This window comes from Priestia sp. 10L35 (genome assembly GCF_056395685.1).
The window spans coordinates 762,073-775,812 of the sequence record NZ_JBFTKA010000003.1 but is presented as its reverse complement, the minus strand read 5'-3'; the positions used below and the strand labels follow the sequence as shown (position 1 = coordinate 775,812).

Genomic DNA, 13,740 nt, shown 5'->3' with positions numbered 1-13,740 from the left:
ATATAATGAAACACCACTCCTTATAACTTCCATCTTTCAAAGAAATCCCTTCCCAACAACAGTAAATCAAGCAAATAAGAAAATGTTGAGGGTTAGAAGTCATTTTTTCGTTTATGTTGACTTCTACGAAATTTTATTGTAGGATAATCTATATCATCAATAAACACATTAAATACTTATCCTACGATGCACGTTATGCCCTATTTGTTTTGAACCGTACTGTTTATTTGGGATTCCTACATTTGTTGACTGATGCCATGCCTGTCTTTGACACAGGATCGCTGGAACGTTAATATGCGGAAACCCACCTGCGAGATCGCGGGTTCACAAAACAGATTGGGAGGACGACATAGGTGGGAATCCCTTAACTATACATACCGTGCTAGACGGGGAGATGGCGGTGCCCTGTAACCTGCAATCCGCCTTAGCAGGGTTTAATTCCTAACAGAGGTATGAGTCAGGTAAGGTCTGACTTGGACAAGTGGTGTTGACAACTGGGTCCTGCACAACAGAAACCTATGAACATGGTCAGGTCCGGAAGGAAGCAGCCATAAGTAGATTCTTCTGTGTGTTGCAGCACAACCCGGTCGAGCTAACTGTACAAGTAACGCTTATTTGATCATGTCAATGACGGGTGCACGGTGTTTTTACTTAGCAATTTTTATTTAGTGTTAAGAAAACTATCTTTAATAGGTCTGGTGGCGATAGCAGAGAGGTCACACCCGTTCCCATATCGAACACGGAAGTTAAGTTCTCTAGCGCCAATGGTAGTGGGGACTTTGTCCTTGTGAGAGTAGGACGTTGTCAGGCAAAAAAACAGCTCATCATATCAATGATGGGCTGTTTTTTTGTATATTAATTTCGTTTAAATTGATTTCTACGAAATTAAATGTTATGTTTTATGTAATTTATTAGTACATGTAGGAGGATTTAGAGTGAAAAAAAATAGCCTAGAAGTTATTCCGTTGATTGATGACTTTAGCCAATGGTTAATAGAATCAGGCAAATCTGATAATACGATTAAAACCTATCGAGCAGTGCTAAACCAATTTCATGAATGGCTTCTAAGTGAAGGTAGACATTTAGATCAAGTAACAAAAAATAATGTCCAAACTTATATGATTAACCTTGAATCTAATAATAAAAGTGCGTCGACTATAGAAAAAGCTTTTGTCACAATTAGCGTTTTTGCACGCTTTCTTGAAAAACCAGAAATTGTTCAAAATATTGAACGTAAACGAAAAGAGAAAAACAACGAGATTGTACCACAGTCATTAGAAGCAAGTGAGCTTGACCGTCTTTTATCTGAAGTAAAGCAACAGGGAAACCTTCGTGATATTGCTATTGTATACACTTTATTACATACAGGGGTTCGAGTATCAGAAATTTGTGCTTTGAATCATAAAGACGTAGAGATTAACAAATCTGACGGTTTTTTAATTATCCGTAATGCTAAAGGATGTAAAAAGCGATTTGTTCCTCTTTCTACAGAAGCAAGGAATAGTTTAAAGAAATATATTGATTCACTTGATTCTAATCATGAAGCTTTATTTGTCTCTAATTTTGATAGAAGAATGTCTCCACGTACGGTTCAGTACATGTTAAAAAAATATAATGTAAATCCTCATAAATTACGCCATACTTTCTGTCATGAGTTAGTTAAGAAAGGGATAGATATTGCAACAGTTGCCGAATTAGCAGGCCATTCTGATGTGAATGTTACAAAACGATACCTAAAATCTTCTACAAGAGATTTAGAAAATGCGATTACGCAAACCTTTTTATAAAAATAAGCTCTGTAACAAGAATCATGATTCTTGTTACAGAGTTTTTTTATTTAGGTGTATGTTCCTACTTAATAATTGCAAAATTAAGTATTAAAACAAAACTTACATAGATGTTGACTTCTACGAAATTATAAGATAAAATAATTTTTGTTGGTAGCGAAACAGATATTAATTATTAAATTACTAGTCCATGTTTCATATGAAGGGGTAGCATACGGATAAATGTGACTGACTATAAATAATTTCCATACTTATTGGTGGCATAGTCAAGGTCTGCAATACCTTTATCACCGGTTCAAATCCGATTGCCGGCTCCACATTCTAATAGAGAGCTTAGAAAGGACCTTTAGCTCAGCTGGTTAGAGCAGACGGCTCATAACCGTCCGGTCGTAGGTTCGAGTCCTACAAGGTCCACCATTGAACCTGAAATATGGAGGAATACCCAAGTCTGGCTGAAGGGATCGGTCTTGAAAACCGACAGGGGTGTCAAAGCCCGCGGGGGTTCGAATCCCTCTTCCTCTTCCATTATATCTTTGTTATTATCGCGGGGTGGAGCAGTTCGGTAGCTCGTCGGGCTCATAACCCGAAGGTCGCAGGTTCAAATCCTGTCCCCGCAACCATTTTTCACATGCGGATGTGGCGGAATTGGCAGACGCGCTAGACTTAGGATCTAGTGTCTTATGACGTGGGGGTTCAAGTCCCTTCATCCGCACCATTTTAGGAAGCGCCCGTAGCTCAATTGGATAGAGCGTTTGACTACGGATCAAAAGGTTAGGGGTTCGACTCCTCTCGGGCGCGCCATAAACGGGAAGTAGCTCATTTTGGTAGAGCCCAAGTCTGATAAGGGTGAGGTCGGTGGTTCAAGTCCACTTAGGCCTACTATTATTCCACAGTATTTCAATGGGAGATCCATACAGAGAAGTACCCAAGTGGCTCAAGGGGCTCCCCTGCTAAGGGAGTAGATCGTTAACGCGGTGCGAGGGTTCGAATCCCTTCTTCTCTGCCATTTTATAATTTTATCTGGTCCGTTAGCCAAGTGGTCAAGAAATTATCCTTTTAAAAAGGTAACACGGGTTCGAATCCCGGACGGGTCATTACAAAAAAGGCAGTTTGCTGATAAAGCAAGCTGTCTTTTTATTGGATAAGAGATATTGCTTTAATCCATTATGTAAAACTAATTTAAATGTTATTAGAATGAAGATAAAAAGCATTTGATAATAGTGCCGATAACTCGGAGTATGTCAACAGAGATATTTAATAAATTTCAACATTGTAGAAACGCTCCAGCTATAACCCAAAAAGAACAACCAAACAAAAAAGCACTCACCACAAGTGAGTGCTTTTCCATTAAATAAACAATCCAACCATAATACCTGTTAAAATCGATCCCATTGTAGCGACTAACAGCATTTTCAAGCCGAACTTTGCAACCCGTGAAGCTTGTTCGCCGTTGATTGCTTGGATCGTACCAAGAACGATACCAATTGAGCTAAAGTTTGCAAATGAGATTAAGTAAGCTGATACGATCCCGACCGTTTTTTCAGAAAGGTGAGGCATCATTTTTTGGAAGTCAAGCATGGCAACGAATTCGTTTGCTACTACTTTTGTTCCCATTACCCCGCCGGCTCTCATTAGTTCATCTGCCGGAATACCCATGATAAAGGCAATTGGGTAGAAGATATAGCCTAAAATGTCTTGAACAGTTAATCCAATTACGCCGTTTAATACGTAGTTCACTAATGCTAAAAGACCAACGTACGTTACAAGCATCGCTGCTACGATTAACGCAACGCGTCCGCCGTCTAGTGCTCCGTCACCGATTGCTTCAAACAGCGTGCCTTGCTTAGCAGGCGCTTTAATATCGACTTCGTTTTCATCTTCTACTTTTACAGGTGCAACGATAGAAGAAACGATTAAGCCAGAGAATACGTTTAGCGGAAGGGCAATTAATACGTATTCAGCCGGAATCATCTGCATGTATGCGCCTAGAATCGAACAAGAAACGGATACTAAAGATGTTGTTGTGACGATAAATAAACGGTTTGGTGCTAAACCTCCGATGTGGTTTTTCACCGCAATTAGCGCCGTTGTATCACCAAAAATCATTGCGTTCACGGCTGTGAAGCTTTCAATTTGGGGAAGTCCGGTAATTTTTGAAACAAGTCCTCCGATATATTTGATCCCAAAGGGTAAAATACGAGAGTAGTTTAAAATACTTAATAATGCTGAAACGAATACAATCATAACTAACGTTTGGATAAAGAAAATGCCTTTTCCTGCAAGATCTCCAAACACGAACGAAATTCCGTCGTTACCAAATGATAAGATCTTTGTAAATACACTCGTAATAAAGTCAAGCACCTTGCGACCAATCGATGTATTCATCATAAAAGCAGAGATAGCGAGCTGAATAACCAGCATAACTGCGATGCCTTTGTAGTTGATAAGTTTCCTGTCGTTTGACATGAGGAACGCAACTGCTAAGACAATTACAATTCCGATAATTCCCATTAAAATTGACATTTACTTTTCTCCTTACATGTACTCTATATTTATAAAAGAGGGACGTGCATAGAAATGACTATGTAAATCGGCCTCTATTTTATATAAAAATCAGGACTTTCACGCTAGTTTTAGTAAAAATGGACAAAATTTTTTAGGCCATTGTAAAAAATGACGTAATTGTAAAATAATATTTACTATGTGCTATTATGTAAAGAAACATGCAGAGCTGACATAATAACTTATATTTCGACAGCCTCTACTATCTTAAATCATTTCGAACAAAAGAAAAAGAGGAAATGAAGATATTTTTAATATAATTGTGAAATATTTTTTAAACTTTCATGATATTGCCAAGATTTTAGTGGAATACATGAAAAATAAGAGATCCATCTTTAAAATGTGGTAAAATATGACGTAATTAGTAAGGGAAAACGGGGAAGGGAGAGGTACAAATGAATGAACGCAAAATAATTCATTTAGCAACCGGAATGCCTGAACAAATGGCATATAGTCCTGACAAAGAAATGCGCACAGGCATCTGCAAAAAGCAAGTAGACGAAACGTTTTTAGCAAAAGAAGGGTTTCAAGGCGACGGCGTAGCGAATTTAAAGTATCACGGCGGGCCGGATCGTGCGGTGTGCGTGTATTCGTATGAACACTACAATAAATGGAACGAAGAGTTTGATACGGAGCTCCCAATGTCTGCGTTTGGAGAAAATCTTGTTGTAGCAGGCATGATTGAAAAAGACGTATGCATTGGAGACGTTTATCAAGTAGGAGACGCCGTTATTCAAGTGACGCAAGGTCGAAATCCATGCGACACGATTACAAAGAGAACGGGCGTTAAAGGGATTTTAAAACGAATGATTGAGACAAGCTATACGGGCTACCTTTGCCGCGTGCTGAAAGAAGGTACGATTACGCAAGATGCGGAAGTGAAATTGATTGAAGCTCATCCAAACCAAGTATCCGTTTGGTTTACGCTTGATTTATATTTCCATCGTTCAAAAGATGTAGAAGGGATGAAGCAGGCTTTAGAAGTAGCTGAGCTGGCTGAAGACTGGAAGCATAAATTTCAAACGCGTATTGAAAAGGCGCTTTCCGTCGCGCAGAGATAAAAAGTAAATGCCCTCTAATCGTTAGAACGTATCTAACGATTAGAGGGCATTTTTTTCTTAGAAGCGTCCGTATCCTAAGAAATGATCTTGGTAGTAAGAAACATCTAGGTCAGCTACAGCTACACCGTGTGAACCAGCATGAATCATTTGGCCGTTTCCGATGTAGATTCCCATGTGAGATGGGCCGCTTGTGTATGTGTTTTGGAAGAATACTAGATCTCCTGGTTGTGGAGACGAAATTTTTGTCGCCATGTTCCAGTAGTTGGCTACGCTTGTACGTGAAATGCTGTGACCGCTATGGTTGAACACGTATGCGATAAAGCCTGAGCAGTCAAATCCGCTTGGTGTGTTTCCTGCCCATTGGTAAGGTGATCCTACTAAACTACGTGCAACATTTACTGTGCTTCCAGAAGCCGTGCTTGTTGTTGGAGCAGGTGCTGGTGTGCTAGTTTCTTGTGCTGCAGATGTAGATGCTGTAGAAGTAGAAGGAGTTGATGTGCTTACACCTTTTACTTGGCTTGCGCTTGGTTTACCTGATGCAATTGTTACGTAGCTTGAGCTTTTTGAAATCCATTTGTTTGGTGCAATTTCAACTAAGCCGTTTGCTTCTTTTAAAATAGCAAACTCTTGACCTTGTGTTGCAGTTCCAACGACTGGAGATGAAAAGCTAGCTCCTTGACGAATATTTAACGCACTCACGTTTACGATGACTTTTTGATTAGTAGTAGTAGTTGCTTGTTGTTGAGGTAAGCTTGGCGTTACCTTTTCTTGTACGGGTGCTGGTGCAGCGCCTCCGTCATTAGCACTTGCTGAAGTTGTGCTAAATGTTAGGGCAGCGGGAACAAGTAATGCTGCTAACCCCATATTCATAACTGTACGATTTGCTTTCTTTAGCATGTTCTTTCTCCCTTTCCATAACTTGTTTTATTCACAAGTGTGAGTCTATCAATCCTGACAGGAAAAGTAAACATCTAATTCCAAATTACGACATTTTGTAACATAGTTTTAATATTAAAGGGCGATATAAGTAGAATTGTCACCTTCTCTGTAATAATTCTGACAATTTATCTAGGTAGAAATGTTTAGGAGATTCATAGATTTATTAGAAAATATGTAAGCTAAATGAAAAAGGGGAGCAGAAACCCAGCAGCTGAATGGCTTCATGGCTTTTAAGATGTATAAAAGCTATAGATAAAAAGTGATATTGTCACTAGCCATGCACTTTATTTTTTCTGGGTGAACACATAGAGAAGAAAGATACGCTGTCATAAAAGAAACTCAGTTACTATAACTGCTATACATAAATTACATCAAAAGCATCCAGTTGAAGTGAGTAAAAAAGAAGCGTAGTATACAAGGAGGAATGAACGCGTGAATCATTTACATTCATATATGTAGGAGTGGTTGTTGTATGAAACAGTCATCATCTTTTATTAATGGGATTCTTTTAGCTGCTCTTGTACTGATTTGGGGATTAACGTGGCCGATGTCGAAGCTGGCGCTTGGCTATTCATCGCCTATTTTGTTATCTGGACTGCGGTCATTAAGTGCGGGAATCATCTTATTAGCAGTCGCACTGCCAAGATATAAGCAGCTTCACTGGAAGCAGAACTGGCGTAAATATATGGTGTCAGGTCTATTTAATTCAATCTTATTCTACGGTCTGCAAACGATTGGACTTATGTTTATGCCAGCAGGGGTCTTCAGCGTTATTGTCTACTTGCAGCCGGTGCTCATCGGCATCATTGCATGGATGTGGATTGGAGAAAGCATGAACGCTGTGAAGATAGGGGGGTTGCTTCTTGGCTTTGTAGGTGTAGCTACCATCAGCACGGGAGAATTATCTGCTAATGCTTCAGCCGCTGGAATTCTTTTAGCTGTCCTTACGGCACTGAGCTGGGCGATTGGAACCGTTTATATCAAGCGTATTAGCGACAGTGTAGATGGTATTTGGCTTATTACCGTTCAAAGTCTTGTCGGCGGAGTGGTTATGACAGCAGCCGGAAGCGGAGTGGAAGGATGGTCTCATATGGTGTGGAATTCATCATCTATGCTGCTGCTTTTATTTTTAGCACTGTTTTCTGTTGCTGTTGCGTGGCTCATTTATTTTTATTTAATCAGTAAAGGAGAGGCCAGCAAAGTGGCGTCCTTTAATTTTCTTGTTCCGATTATTTCAATTGTCATCGGCACACTCTTTTTAGACGAACCGTTTACGTCGTCACTTCTTGTAGGGCTGGTGCTTATTATTATCAGTATTTATTTAGTGAATAAAAAAGCGAAGAATCAAAAGTTAAAGCCCTCTGATGGAGGAGACCAGGCAGCGTAAAGCTATCCATAAAAAAACCGTATTCGCAACTCGAATACGGTTTTTCGTTTATTCAGCAACTTCAGTTTCATTTGCTTTTAGCTTTTCATAAAATACGCCAAGCGAAGTCGTTACATACGGAACGAGCCATAATAACCCAATGCCAAGCGTGATGATACTTAAAATTCCCCAGCCGATAAAGCTTAAAACAAGTAAAAAGTAGGTCCACTTGTAGCCGCTCATTAATCGTCTGCTTTCAGTAATAGACTGGTTGACCGAATAATCTGGGTTATCCCGGAATACGTAGTAAGCCTGTGAATAGGCAAGGCTTTTGATGATGCCGGGAATAATTAATAAAATACTCCATAGCACGGTATAAATAATCGTTAGCAAGTAAAGTCCGAGGGTTCTAAAATATAATCCCGCACATGAAAACGAATCAAACACGTTTCCTACACGTACACTTTCTCCTCGCACCAGACGCAATAGTACCCAGTAGTAAGAGAAAAAGAGCGGTACGAGCAGCAGGGATACAATATTAGCTAAGGTAGACTGAGAGTATTCGGTTTCGGACCCGCTTGGAAATCCGTTAACAAGAAAGTCAATAAGTCCTGGAATACCGGCAGCAATTAAATACGTAACGAACGTAAGCAGTACGGCAAATCCCCAGCGGTTTTTCAGCGCTGCGAGTGCACCTTGCTTCACTTCTTTTATTCTCATAACTTGATGTCCCCCTCTAGGTGAGTTTATACAGAGAATTTAACCTGTACATTAGTCAATATATTAGCGATTTTTGAATATATGAATGCTTGCACTAATAAGTTGTGTAAAGATTTTTTAGAGTCTTGAAATTTGTGGAAAGTTCTTTAAAATGGAAGTATAAGGATATTTGGAGCAGAAGGAGGAATGAAAATGACGCTTGTGTATTTGCTGATTCTGGCAGTTGTTTATATCTTTCTGGATCTTGTCATGCGAAAAAAGCTCCATACAAAGATGAAAAAAAGCTATTGGAGAAGTTTTAAAGGAAGGCGTCCGCTGTTTGTCACAATTGAAATGGTGATGCTTGCTTCGTTTTTAGTGCTCATCTTCGTTATACCTCCAGCCTACACCTCGGTTTTTATGTTTCTTTTCCTTTTTCTCCTATACGTAATTCGAGGTTTCGAAGAATGGAAGTTTGAAAGAAAGAAAAAAGAGCACTACCACTCGTGGTTTGGTGCAACTTTTTTCTTATTTGGGACGTTTATATTACTGATGACGGATATGTAAAACAAGATTGAGACATAACGCGCTGTTGATTTCCGTGCAAGACTTCGCTTTCCGCGGGCGTCCGGTGAGCCTCCTCGTCGCGTGTGCTCCTGCGGGGTCTCACTTGTTCCGCTTTTCCCGCAGGAGTCTTCGTCTTGCCCTCCAATCAACCACTAGAAACACCTGCATATATGAAACAAGCCTACGTTCACCATACCCATGAAAAAATCTGAACGAATTGGATTCTCCATCAAGAATCAAGTTCGTTCGGATCTTCCTTTAATCAAACTACTTTTATACAAGCTTCTTTTTTTACGTAAAGTATTGAACGACTGTCCCTTTATTTTTCTCTACGTTAACACTGGCATACGCGCCGTTAATAAGCGTGAGCTGAGGAGGGAGGTGGCCGCAGTCAATGTCATAGATAACTGGAATATGTAAGTCAGAGGCAAGGTCATGATACACGTCTTCAGCGGTGTAGGAATCAACGGGCTTATTAGCGCTGCTTCTGCCGAATAAAATACCTGAGCAGTTATCAAACCAGCCCGCTAGCTTAAGCTGAAGAAGCGAGCGGCGAAGGTCAGCGGTCGTGAGTTCACAGTTGTCAAAGTACCAAATGACCGGCTCAGCAGGAATGTATTTTTCTCGAAACGTTTTTACATCTCCAAAAGGAGTTCCTACTAAGTGCCTGATCACGTCAATACATCCTCCGAGAAGACGCCCTTTGATGTGCACGTCGCTTAACTCCGTATGCTTCCAAGTGGTTTGTTCCGTTAAATGAAACACGCATGGTGACGGGTTGTCATGCTGCCATTCTTTTTGATAGCAATCAGAAGAAACTTGAGCCACACTTTCTCCTTTTTTGGTCGTCAGCACCTGCTGCCACATCGCAGTCGTTGGATCCCAGTGCTCTCCTCGCAAGTCCACAAAGTTGGTTCCATGAGCCGTTGCAATCCCGCTGTTAAGTGTAATAGCCAGCAAAAGAACGCTGGTGTCAGAATAGCCAAGCACCCATTTTGCTGTCCATTTTGTAAAGTCTAGATGTTCAAGAATTTCAATTAGCAGCTCGCCTCCCCAAGGAGGAATAATGATATCGATGTTTTCATCAGCAATCATGGCTTGGAGCTCATTTGCACGTTTTTTAGGAGAAGCGGATTTTGCTTTATGCTGCGTCCAAATGGTTTCTCCCGGTATAACAGAAAAGCCTTTTTGTTTCATGCGTTCACACGATAAAGAAAACATGGAATGAAGAGCTTGAGGTACACCAGAAGAAGGTGCGGTTATACCGATGGTTGGGTTAGATGTAAGAAAAGGATAGGTAATCATAGCGGCCTCCTTGAAAGGTTTTAGCTTATTTTATCAGCGAGAGAAATACGGAACAAGCTTATTTTTTATTTAATTTAGGAAGATTGATAGGTTTTGTAAAAAGAATCCGTATTAATAGATGTAAAAGCAAGCGGAAAGGAGCAATGTCATGGAAGATGACTGGATTGTTGCATGTATAACGCGAAAAAAAGAAAAAGGATTAGAGCTGTTAATCGATCAGTACGGAGGATTAGTTACCTCTATTGTTCGCAAGCATTTAGGCACGCTGAAAAGCTACGAAGAAGAGTGTGTAAACGACGTATTGTTAGCGGTGTGGCATCATATTGATCGCTTTGATCCGGAGAAAAATACGTTTAAAAATTGGGTTGCAGCTGTTGCTAAGTACAAAGCCATTGACTATCAGCGTAAATATATAAAAACGCAGCACGAATCGCTTAGCAAAGCGGGAGTGGGTGAAACATCAGAAGTTCATAACATTCAAACAAACGACGTGGAAGAACTTTTAGGTCACTTAAGCGAAGGAGACCGCGAGCTGTTTAAAGCGTATTACTTACAGGAAGTCGAGCTGAAGCAAATTGCTCAAAAGCAGCAGACTACCATCAGCAATTTATACAACCGGCTGTCGCGCGGACGCAAAAAGTTAAAAGCGATTTTCAAATAAGAAATAAGGAGGGACAAAGATGAAAAATCAATATGACTTATTAAACGGATCTTCTGTAGATTTTGATGAATATGAAGAAATTGAGCTAACGGCAAGCGAGAAAAAGCGTATGAAAAAACGTTTAAAACGTGACATAAAGCCGGCGCGGAAAAAAGCGCGTCCGCTGATTGCCGCTGCCGTGCTGCTGCTTGCTGTGACGCCTGTGATGATGCAAAACGAAACGGTATGGGCATCGGCTGTGCGAATCAGTCAGCAAATTGGCCAGCAAATCGAGCTGCTTATGAACAAGCCTGAAGGCAGCTTGAGCAGCTATAAAAAAACGGTAAATGAAACAGCAACGGACCAAGGCATTCAAGTGAAAGTAAATGAGCTGATGCTTGATGACGGACAGGTACTGCTTGGGTTAACGATTAGCGCAGATGAATTTAGAAGAACTGCACTAGGGCTTAATCGAAACGCGCCAATTCGTCCAGGAGAGCTGCGCGTGAAAATTGGCAACATGTCGTTTTTTGATTCGGCTTCCAGTATCAGAGAGGAATCAATCAAAAACAAAGACGGAAGCTGGAACTATCTGTACGCTTTAAAACTAACGCAAGCGGACACGAACGGAGACGGGAAAATCGATGTGGAAGGCTACAATGTGCTAGATCATATTGATCCAAATAAAAACTATCAAATCAGCGCGCAGTTCACAAGTCTAGAATTTGAAAAGAATCCTGCTCAGACGAAAAGCGGGAACTACCGGGATTCCTACGGAGAAATTAAAGGAAATTGGACGGTTCATACAAGCGTAAACGGCTCAAAAATTATTGCTGATACAAAAGTGTATCCGTTAAATAAAGAAATTCCGATTAATAAAAAAGGAATAGAAGGCGTATTGTCTATTAAAGAAGTTCGCGTATCGCCTGTTTCGATTAAGCTGCACTATACGTTTACATCGTCAACCGGAAGCATTCGAAACGGAACGAACGTGGGCGTAAAAATAAAAGACCAAAATGGAAGAGATCTTTCTGAAAGCGGCAGTGGAGGAGGAACAGACAGAGTGCTAGAAATGGACGAAGAGTACCGAAACGACAAAGGAGTGGTTATGCTGCGATTTGTTCCGTATGTAAGTGATTACGAAAACGACAGTTCAAAAGACTTAACCTCAGACGCCTTTAATTTGAAGGTAAACAACAAATAACAAAATAAAAACCAGATGCCTGCTTAGCGTGCATCTGGTTTTTTATTAGATATCCATTTTATTTAACAAGCGAAGAAACGTTTGTAATTCTTCATCCGTAAAATGGCTAAGCTTTTCACCATATTCTTTGGTGAGCACTTTTTCCATTTCTTCTGCAAACGCTTTTCCTTTATCCGTAATGGATAAGTAGACAACGCGGCGGTCTTTTTGACTGCGTACGCGCGTGACAAATTCTCTTTCCATGAGGCGGTCGCTGACGCACGTCATGCTGCTGTTTGAGATGTGCATATGCTCTGCAATCTCAGAAACGATATGATTGCCTTCTTTATACAGCAGGCGAAGCGCTAAAAATTCATTTAAAGGAATATATGATTTTAAAGTGGGGATAACCGATAGCTGCATTTTTTTCGTTTGGTTTCGCATCGTTGAAACCACATTTTGGATAAGTTGATCTCGTGTATTCATAGAGGTTGTATGCTCCTTTTTCCGTTCAAACAATTCTTTTTCTTCTATTGTACCATATTGATTGTACATAAAGAGAAGCGGCAGGTTTTTTAGTGGGAAAAAGAGAAGTAGTACATATCTGTTGCGATAGAAAGGGGCTTGAGTGATGGAAAAAGTAATTGAGTTTAAAACGACGCTGCTTCCTTTTGATGGAGCAAAAAAGCTTGTGAATGCAAATAATTCGGAAAGTGACTTATTATACAAGGAATATTATGATCTCGGAGACGGCAAGCAGATGTGTACGCTTGTGTTTGAACGCTATTTTTTCCGCACCGGCGGCAGAGGATCACTAACGATTATTTTAGAAAATGTATCGGGTCCAAACAAAGTAAAGTGTATTCCTTCAGGAAGCGCAGAAGGCATGTTGAATATTGATTGGGGAGCAAGCAAGGATTTTGTGCGATGGGTAGAAAACGCCCTCTCATCGTACACGTTAGAAGAACCGCAAAGATAAAGGCAAAGCTGGAGAAGGCAATAAGCTTTTTCAGCTTTTTTTGTGAAGCGAAGGGCGAGTAGAGAAATGAAAAGATGCAAAAGCTACTGTAGAAATAAGAACTTTATGTGGACAATAAGCATTTTTTCTCTTTTTACCGGATAAATGAGTATAATATGAAATTGCAGGAAGACTTCACATTTACATAACAAAGGAGAACAACATAATGAAAAAACTCAGCATCGTATTATTTGTTTTAATGATAGCTATAGTAGGCTGTTCAAAAGGAAATGATTCAAGTTCAAAAGAAGTAAAAGGAACGATTGAAGTACCGGAATCAATTCAAGCAAATGAACAAGTCAAGCTTAAAGTCTTTGTGACACAAGGAGATAAAAAAGTGGAAAACGCCGATGACGTACAGTTCCAAGTTGAAAAAGAAGGCTATATCAATCAAGAAATGACAAAAGCACCGCACGAAGGAAAAGGTGTATACAGCACGGACTATACGTTTAAAGAAGACGGCGAATATATGATTACCGCTCACGTGACGGTAGACGGTGACATGAAAATGTTTACGAAAAAAGTAGAGGTAGGTAAGTCTAAAGAGTAAAGCTTATAGTTGCAGAAGGGGCTTATATAGCCATGTAAAAGAGAATGCCTCGTGCATTCTCTT

14 protein-coding genes, 6 tRNA genes, 1 rRNA gene and 2 other RNA genes are annotated in these 13,740 nt (G+C 40.2%); 17 read left to right on the top strand and 6 right to left on the bottom strand.

Features of this window, described 5'->3' with window-relative positions; all coding sequences use genetic code 11:
- Positions 1–175: 175 nt before the first annotated feature.
- From ssrS to AC1DEF_RS15355, 10 genes are all read left to right on the top strand, one after another.
- Positions 176–364, top strand: a non-coding RNA gene (gene ssrS, locus AC1DEF_RS15400) — 6S RNA.
- 13 nt (positions 365–377) lie between these two features.
- An RNA gene (gene ffs / locus AC1DEF_RS15395) (signal recognition particle sRNA large type) lies at positions 378–642 on the top strand.
- 52 nt (positions 643–694) lie between these two features.
- A 5S ribosomal RNA gene (rrf, locus tag AC1DEF_RS15390) occupies positions 695–810 on the top strand.
- A 125-nt stretch (positions 811–935) separates the two neighbouring features.
- Entirely contained in the window at positions 936–1,787 is an 852-nt protein-coding gene (locus AC1DEF_RS15385) for a tyrosine-type recombinase/integrase (protein ID WP_097822983.1), read from the top strand.
- Between the two features lie 340 nt (positions 1,788–2,127).
- Positions 2,128–2,204 (top strand) — tRNA-Ile (locus AC1DEF_RS15380).
- A 15-nt stretch (positions 2,205–2,219) separates the two neighbouring features.
- A tRNA-Ser gene (locus AC1DEF_RS15375) sits at positions 2,220–2,312 on the top strand.
- Positions 2,313–2,330: 18 nt separating this feature from the next.
- Positions 2,331–2,407, top strand: a tRNA-Met gene (locus AC1DEF_RS15370).
- Between the two features lie 10 nt (positions 2,408–2,417).
- Positions 2,418–2,502 (top strand) — tRNA-Leu (locus tag AC1DEF_RS15365).
- A 9-nt stretch (positions 2,503–2,511) separates the two neighbouring features.
- Positions 2,512–2,588, top strand: a tRNA-Arg gene (locus AC1DEF_RS15360).
- A gap of 114 nt (positions 2,589–2,702) precedes the next feature.
- Positions 2,703–2,793: transfer RNA gene (locus AC1DEF_RS15355), tRNA-Ser, on the top strand.
- A gap of 341 nt (positions 2,794–3,134) precedes the next feature.
- Here AC1DEF_RS15355 and AC1DEF_RS15350 read toward each other — a convergent pair.
- A complete protein-coding gene (locus AC1DEF_RS15350) occupies positions 3,135–4,310 on the bottom strand; it encodes a NupC/NupG family nucleoside CNT transporter (protein ID WP_097822982.1) in 1,176 nt (391 codons plus the stop codon).
- Positions 4,311–4,744: 434 nt separating this feature from the next.
- Here AC1DEF_RS15350 and AC1DEF_RS15345 point away from each other — a divergent pair, with 434 nt between their 5' ends.
- The gene (locus AC1DEF_RS15345) at positions 4,745–5,410 is read left to right on the top strand and encodes an MOSC domain-containing protein (protein WP_097822981.1); all 666 of its coding nucleotides are present in this window, start codon (positions 4,745–4,747) and stop codon (positions 5,408–5,410) included.
- 57 nt (positions 5,411–5,467) lie between these two features.
- On the opposite strand, the gene AC1DEF_RS15340 is transcribed toward AC1DEF_RS15345, so the two are convergent.
- Positions 5,468–6,307, bottom strand: a complete 840-nt coding sequence (locus AC1DEF_RS15340; RefSeq protein WP_097822980.1) for a C40 family peptidase — start codon at positions 6,305–6,307, stop codon at positions 5,468–5,470.
- Positions 6,308–6,821: 514 nt separating this feature from the next.
- Here AC1DEF_RS15340 and AC1DEF_RS15335 point away from each other — a divergent pair.
- Entirely contained in the window at positions 6,822–7,736 is a 915-nt protein-coding gene (locus AC1DEF_RS15335) for a DMT family transporter (RefSeq protein WP_097822979.1), read from the top strand.
- Positions 7,737–7,784: 48 nt separating this feature from the next.
- Here AC1DEF_RS15335 and AC1DEF_RS15330 read toward each other — a convergent pair whose 3' ends face one another.
- Positions 7,785–8,435 (bottom strand): DUF975 family protein, encoded by a 651-nt coding sequence (locus AC1DEF_RS15330; RefSeq protein WP_097822978.1) that lies wholly within the window; start codon positions 8,433–8,435, stop codon positions 7,785–7,787.
- Between the two features lie 186 nt (positions 8,436–8,621).
- Between AC1DEF_RS15330 and AC1DEF_RS15325 the strand changes: the two genes are divergently transcribed.
- On the top strand, positions 8,622–8,981 hold the full coding sequence (locus tag AC1DEF_RS15325) for a DUF4181 domain-containing protein (RefSeq protein WP_368484534.1): 360 nt from the start codon (positions 8,622–8,624) through the stop codon (positions 8,979–8,981).
- Here AC1DEF_RS15325 and AC1DEF_RS15320 read toward each other — a convergent pair.
- Complete coding sequence (locus tag AC1DEF_RS15320) at positions 8,912–9,130, bottom strand: hypothetical protein (RefSeq protein WP_097822976.1); 219 nt, start codon at positions 9,128–9,130, stop codon at positions 8,912–8,914. The two genes, AC1DEF_RS15325 and AC1DEF_RS15320, sit on opposite strands and share 70 nt — an antisense overlap.
- A gap of 142 nt (positions 9,131–9,272) precedes the next feature.
- Positions 9,273–10,286, bottom strand: a complete 1,014-nt coding sequence (locus AC1DEF_RS15315) for a S66 family peptidase (RefSeq protein WP_097822975.1) — start codon at positions 10,284–10,286, stop codon at positions 9,273–9,275.
- Between the two features lie 148 nt (positions 10,287–10,434).
- Here AC1DEF_RS15315 and AC1DEF_RS15310 point away from each other — a divergent pair, with 148 nt between their 5' ends.
- Together AC1DEF_RS15310 and AC1DEF_RS15305 are read left to right on the top strand one after the other, a co-directional pair.
- Positions 10,435–10,947, top strand: a complete 513-nt coding sequence (locus AC1DEF_RS15310; RefSeq protein ID WP_097822974.1) for a sigma-70 family RNA polymerase sigma factor — start codon at positions 10,435–10,437, stop codon at positions 10,945–10,947.
- Positions 10,948–10,966: 19 nt separating this feature from the next.
- A complete protein-coding gene (locus tag AC1DEF_RS15305; protein WP_097822973.1) occupies positions 10,967–12,130 on the top strand; it encodes a DUF4179 domain-containing protein in 1,164 nt (387 codons plus the stop codon).
- A gap of 45 nt (positions 12,131–12,175) precedes the next feature.
- On the opposite strand, the gene AC1DEF_RS15300 is transcribed toward AC1DEF_RS15305, so the two are convergent.
- Positions 12,176–12,664, bottom strand: coding sequence for a MarR family winged helix-turn-helix transcriptional regulator (locus AC1DEF_RS15300; RefSeq protein WP_235860900.1), 489 nt, complete (start codon positions 12,662–12,664; stop codon positions 12,176–12,178).
- Positions 12,665–12,740: 76 nt separating this feature from the next.
- Between AC1DEF_RS15300 and AC1DEF_RS15295 the strand changes: the two genes are divergently transcribed.
- Together AC1DEF_RS15295 and AC1DEF_RS15290 are read left to right on the top strand one after the other, a co-directional pair.
- Positions 12,741–13,088, top strand: coding sequence for a DUF6054 family protein (locus AC1DEF_RS15295; protein ID WP_097822972.1), 348 nt, complete (start codon positions 12,741–12,743; stop codon positions 13,086–13,088).
- A gap of 205 nt (positions 13,089–13,293) precedes the next feature.
- Complete coding sequence (locus AC1DEF_RS15290; protein ID WP_097822971.1) at positions 13,294–13,677, top strand: FixH family protein; 384 nt, start codon at positions 13,294–13,296, stop codon at positions 13,675–13,677.
- Positions 13,678–13,740: the final 63 nt, after the last annotated feature.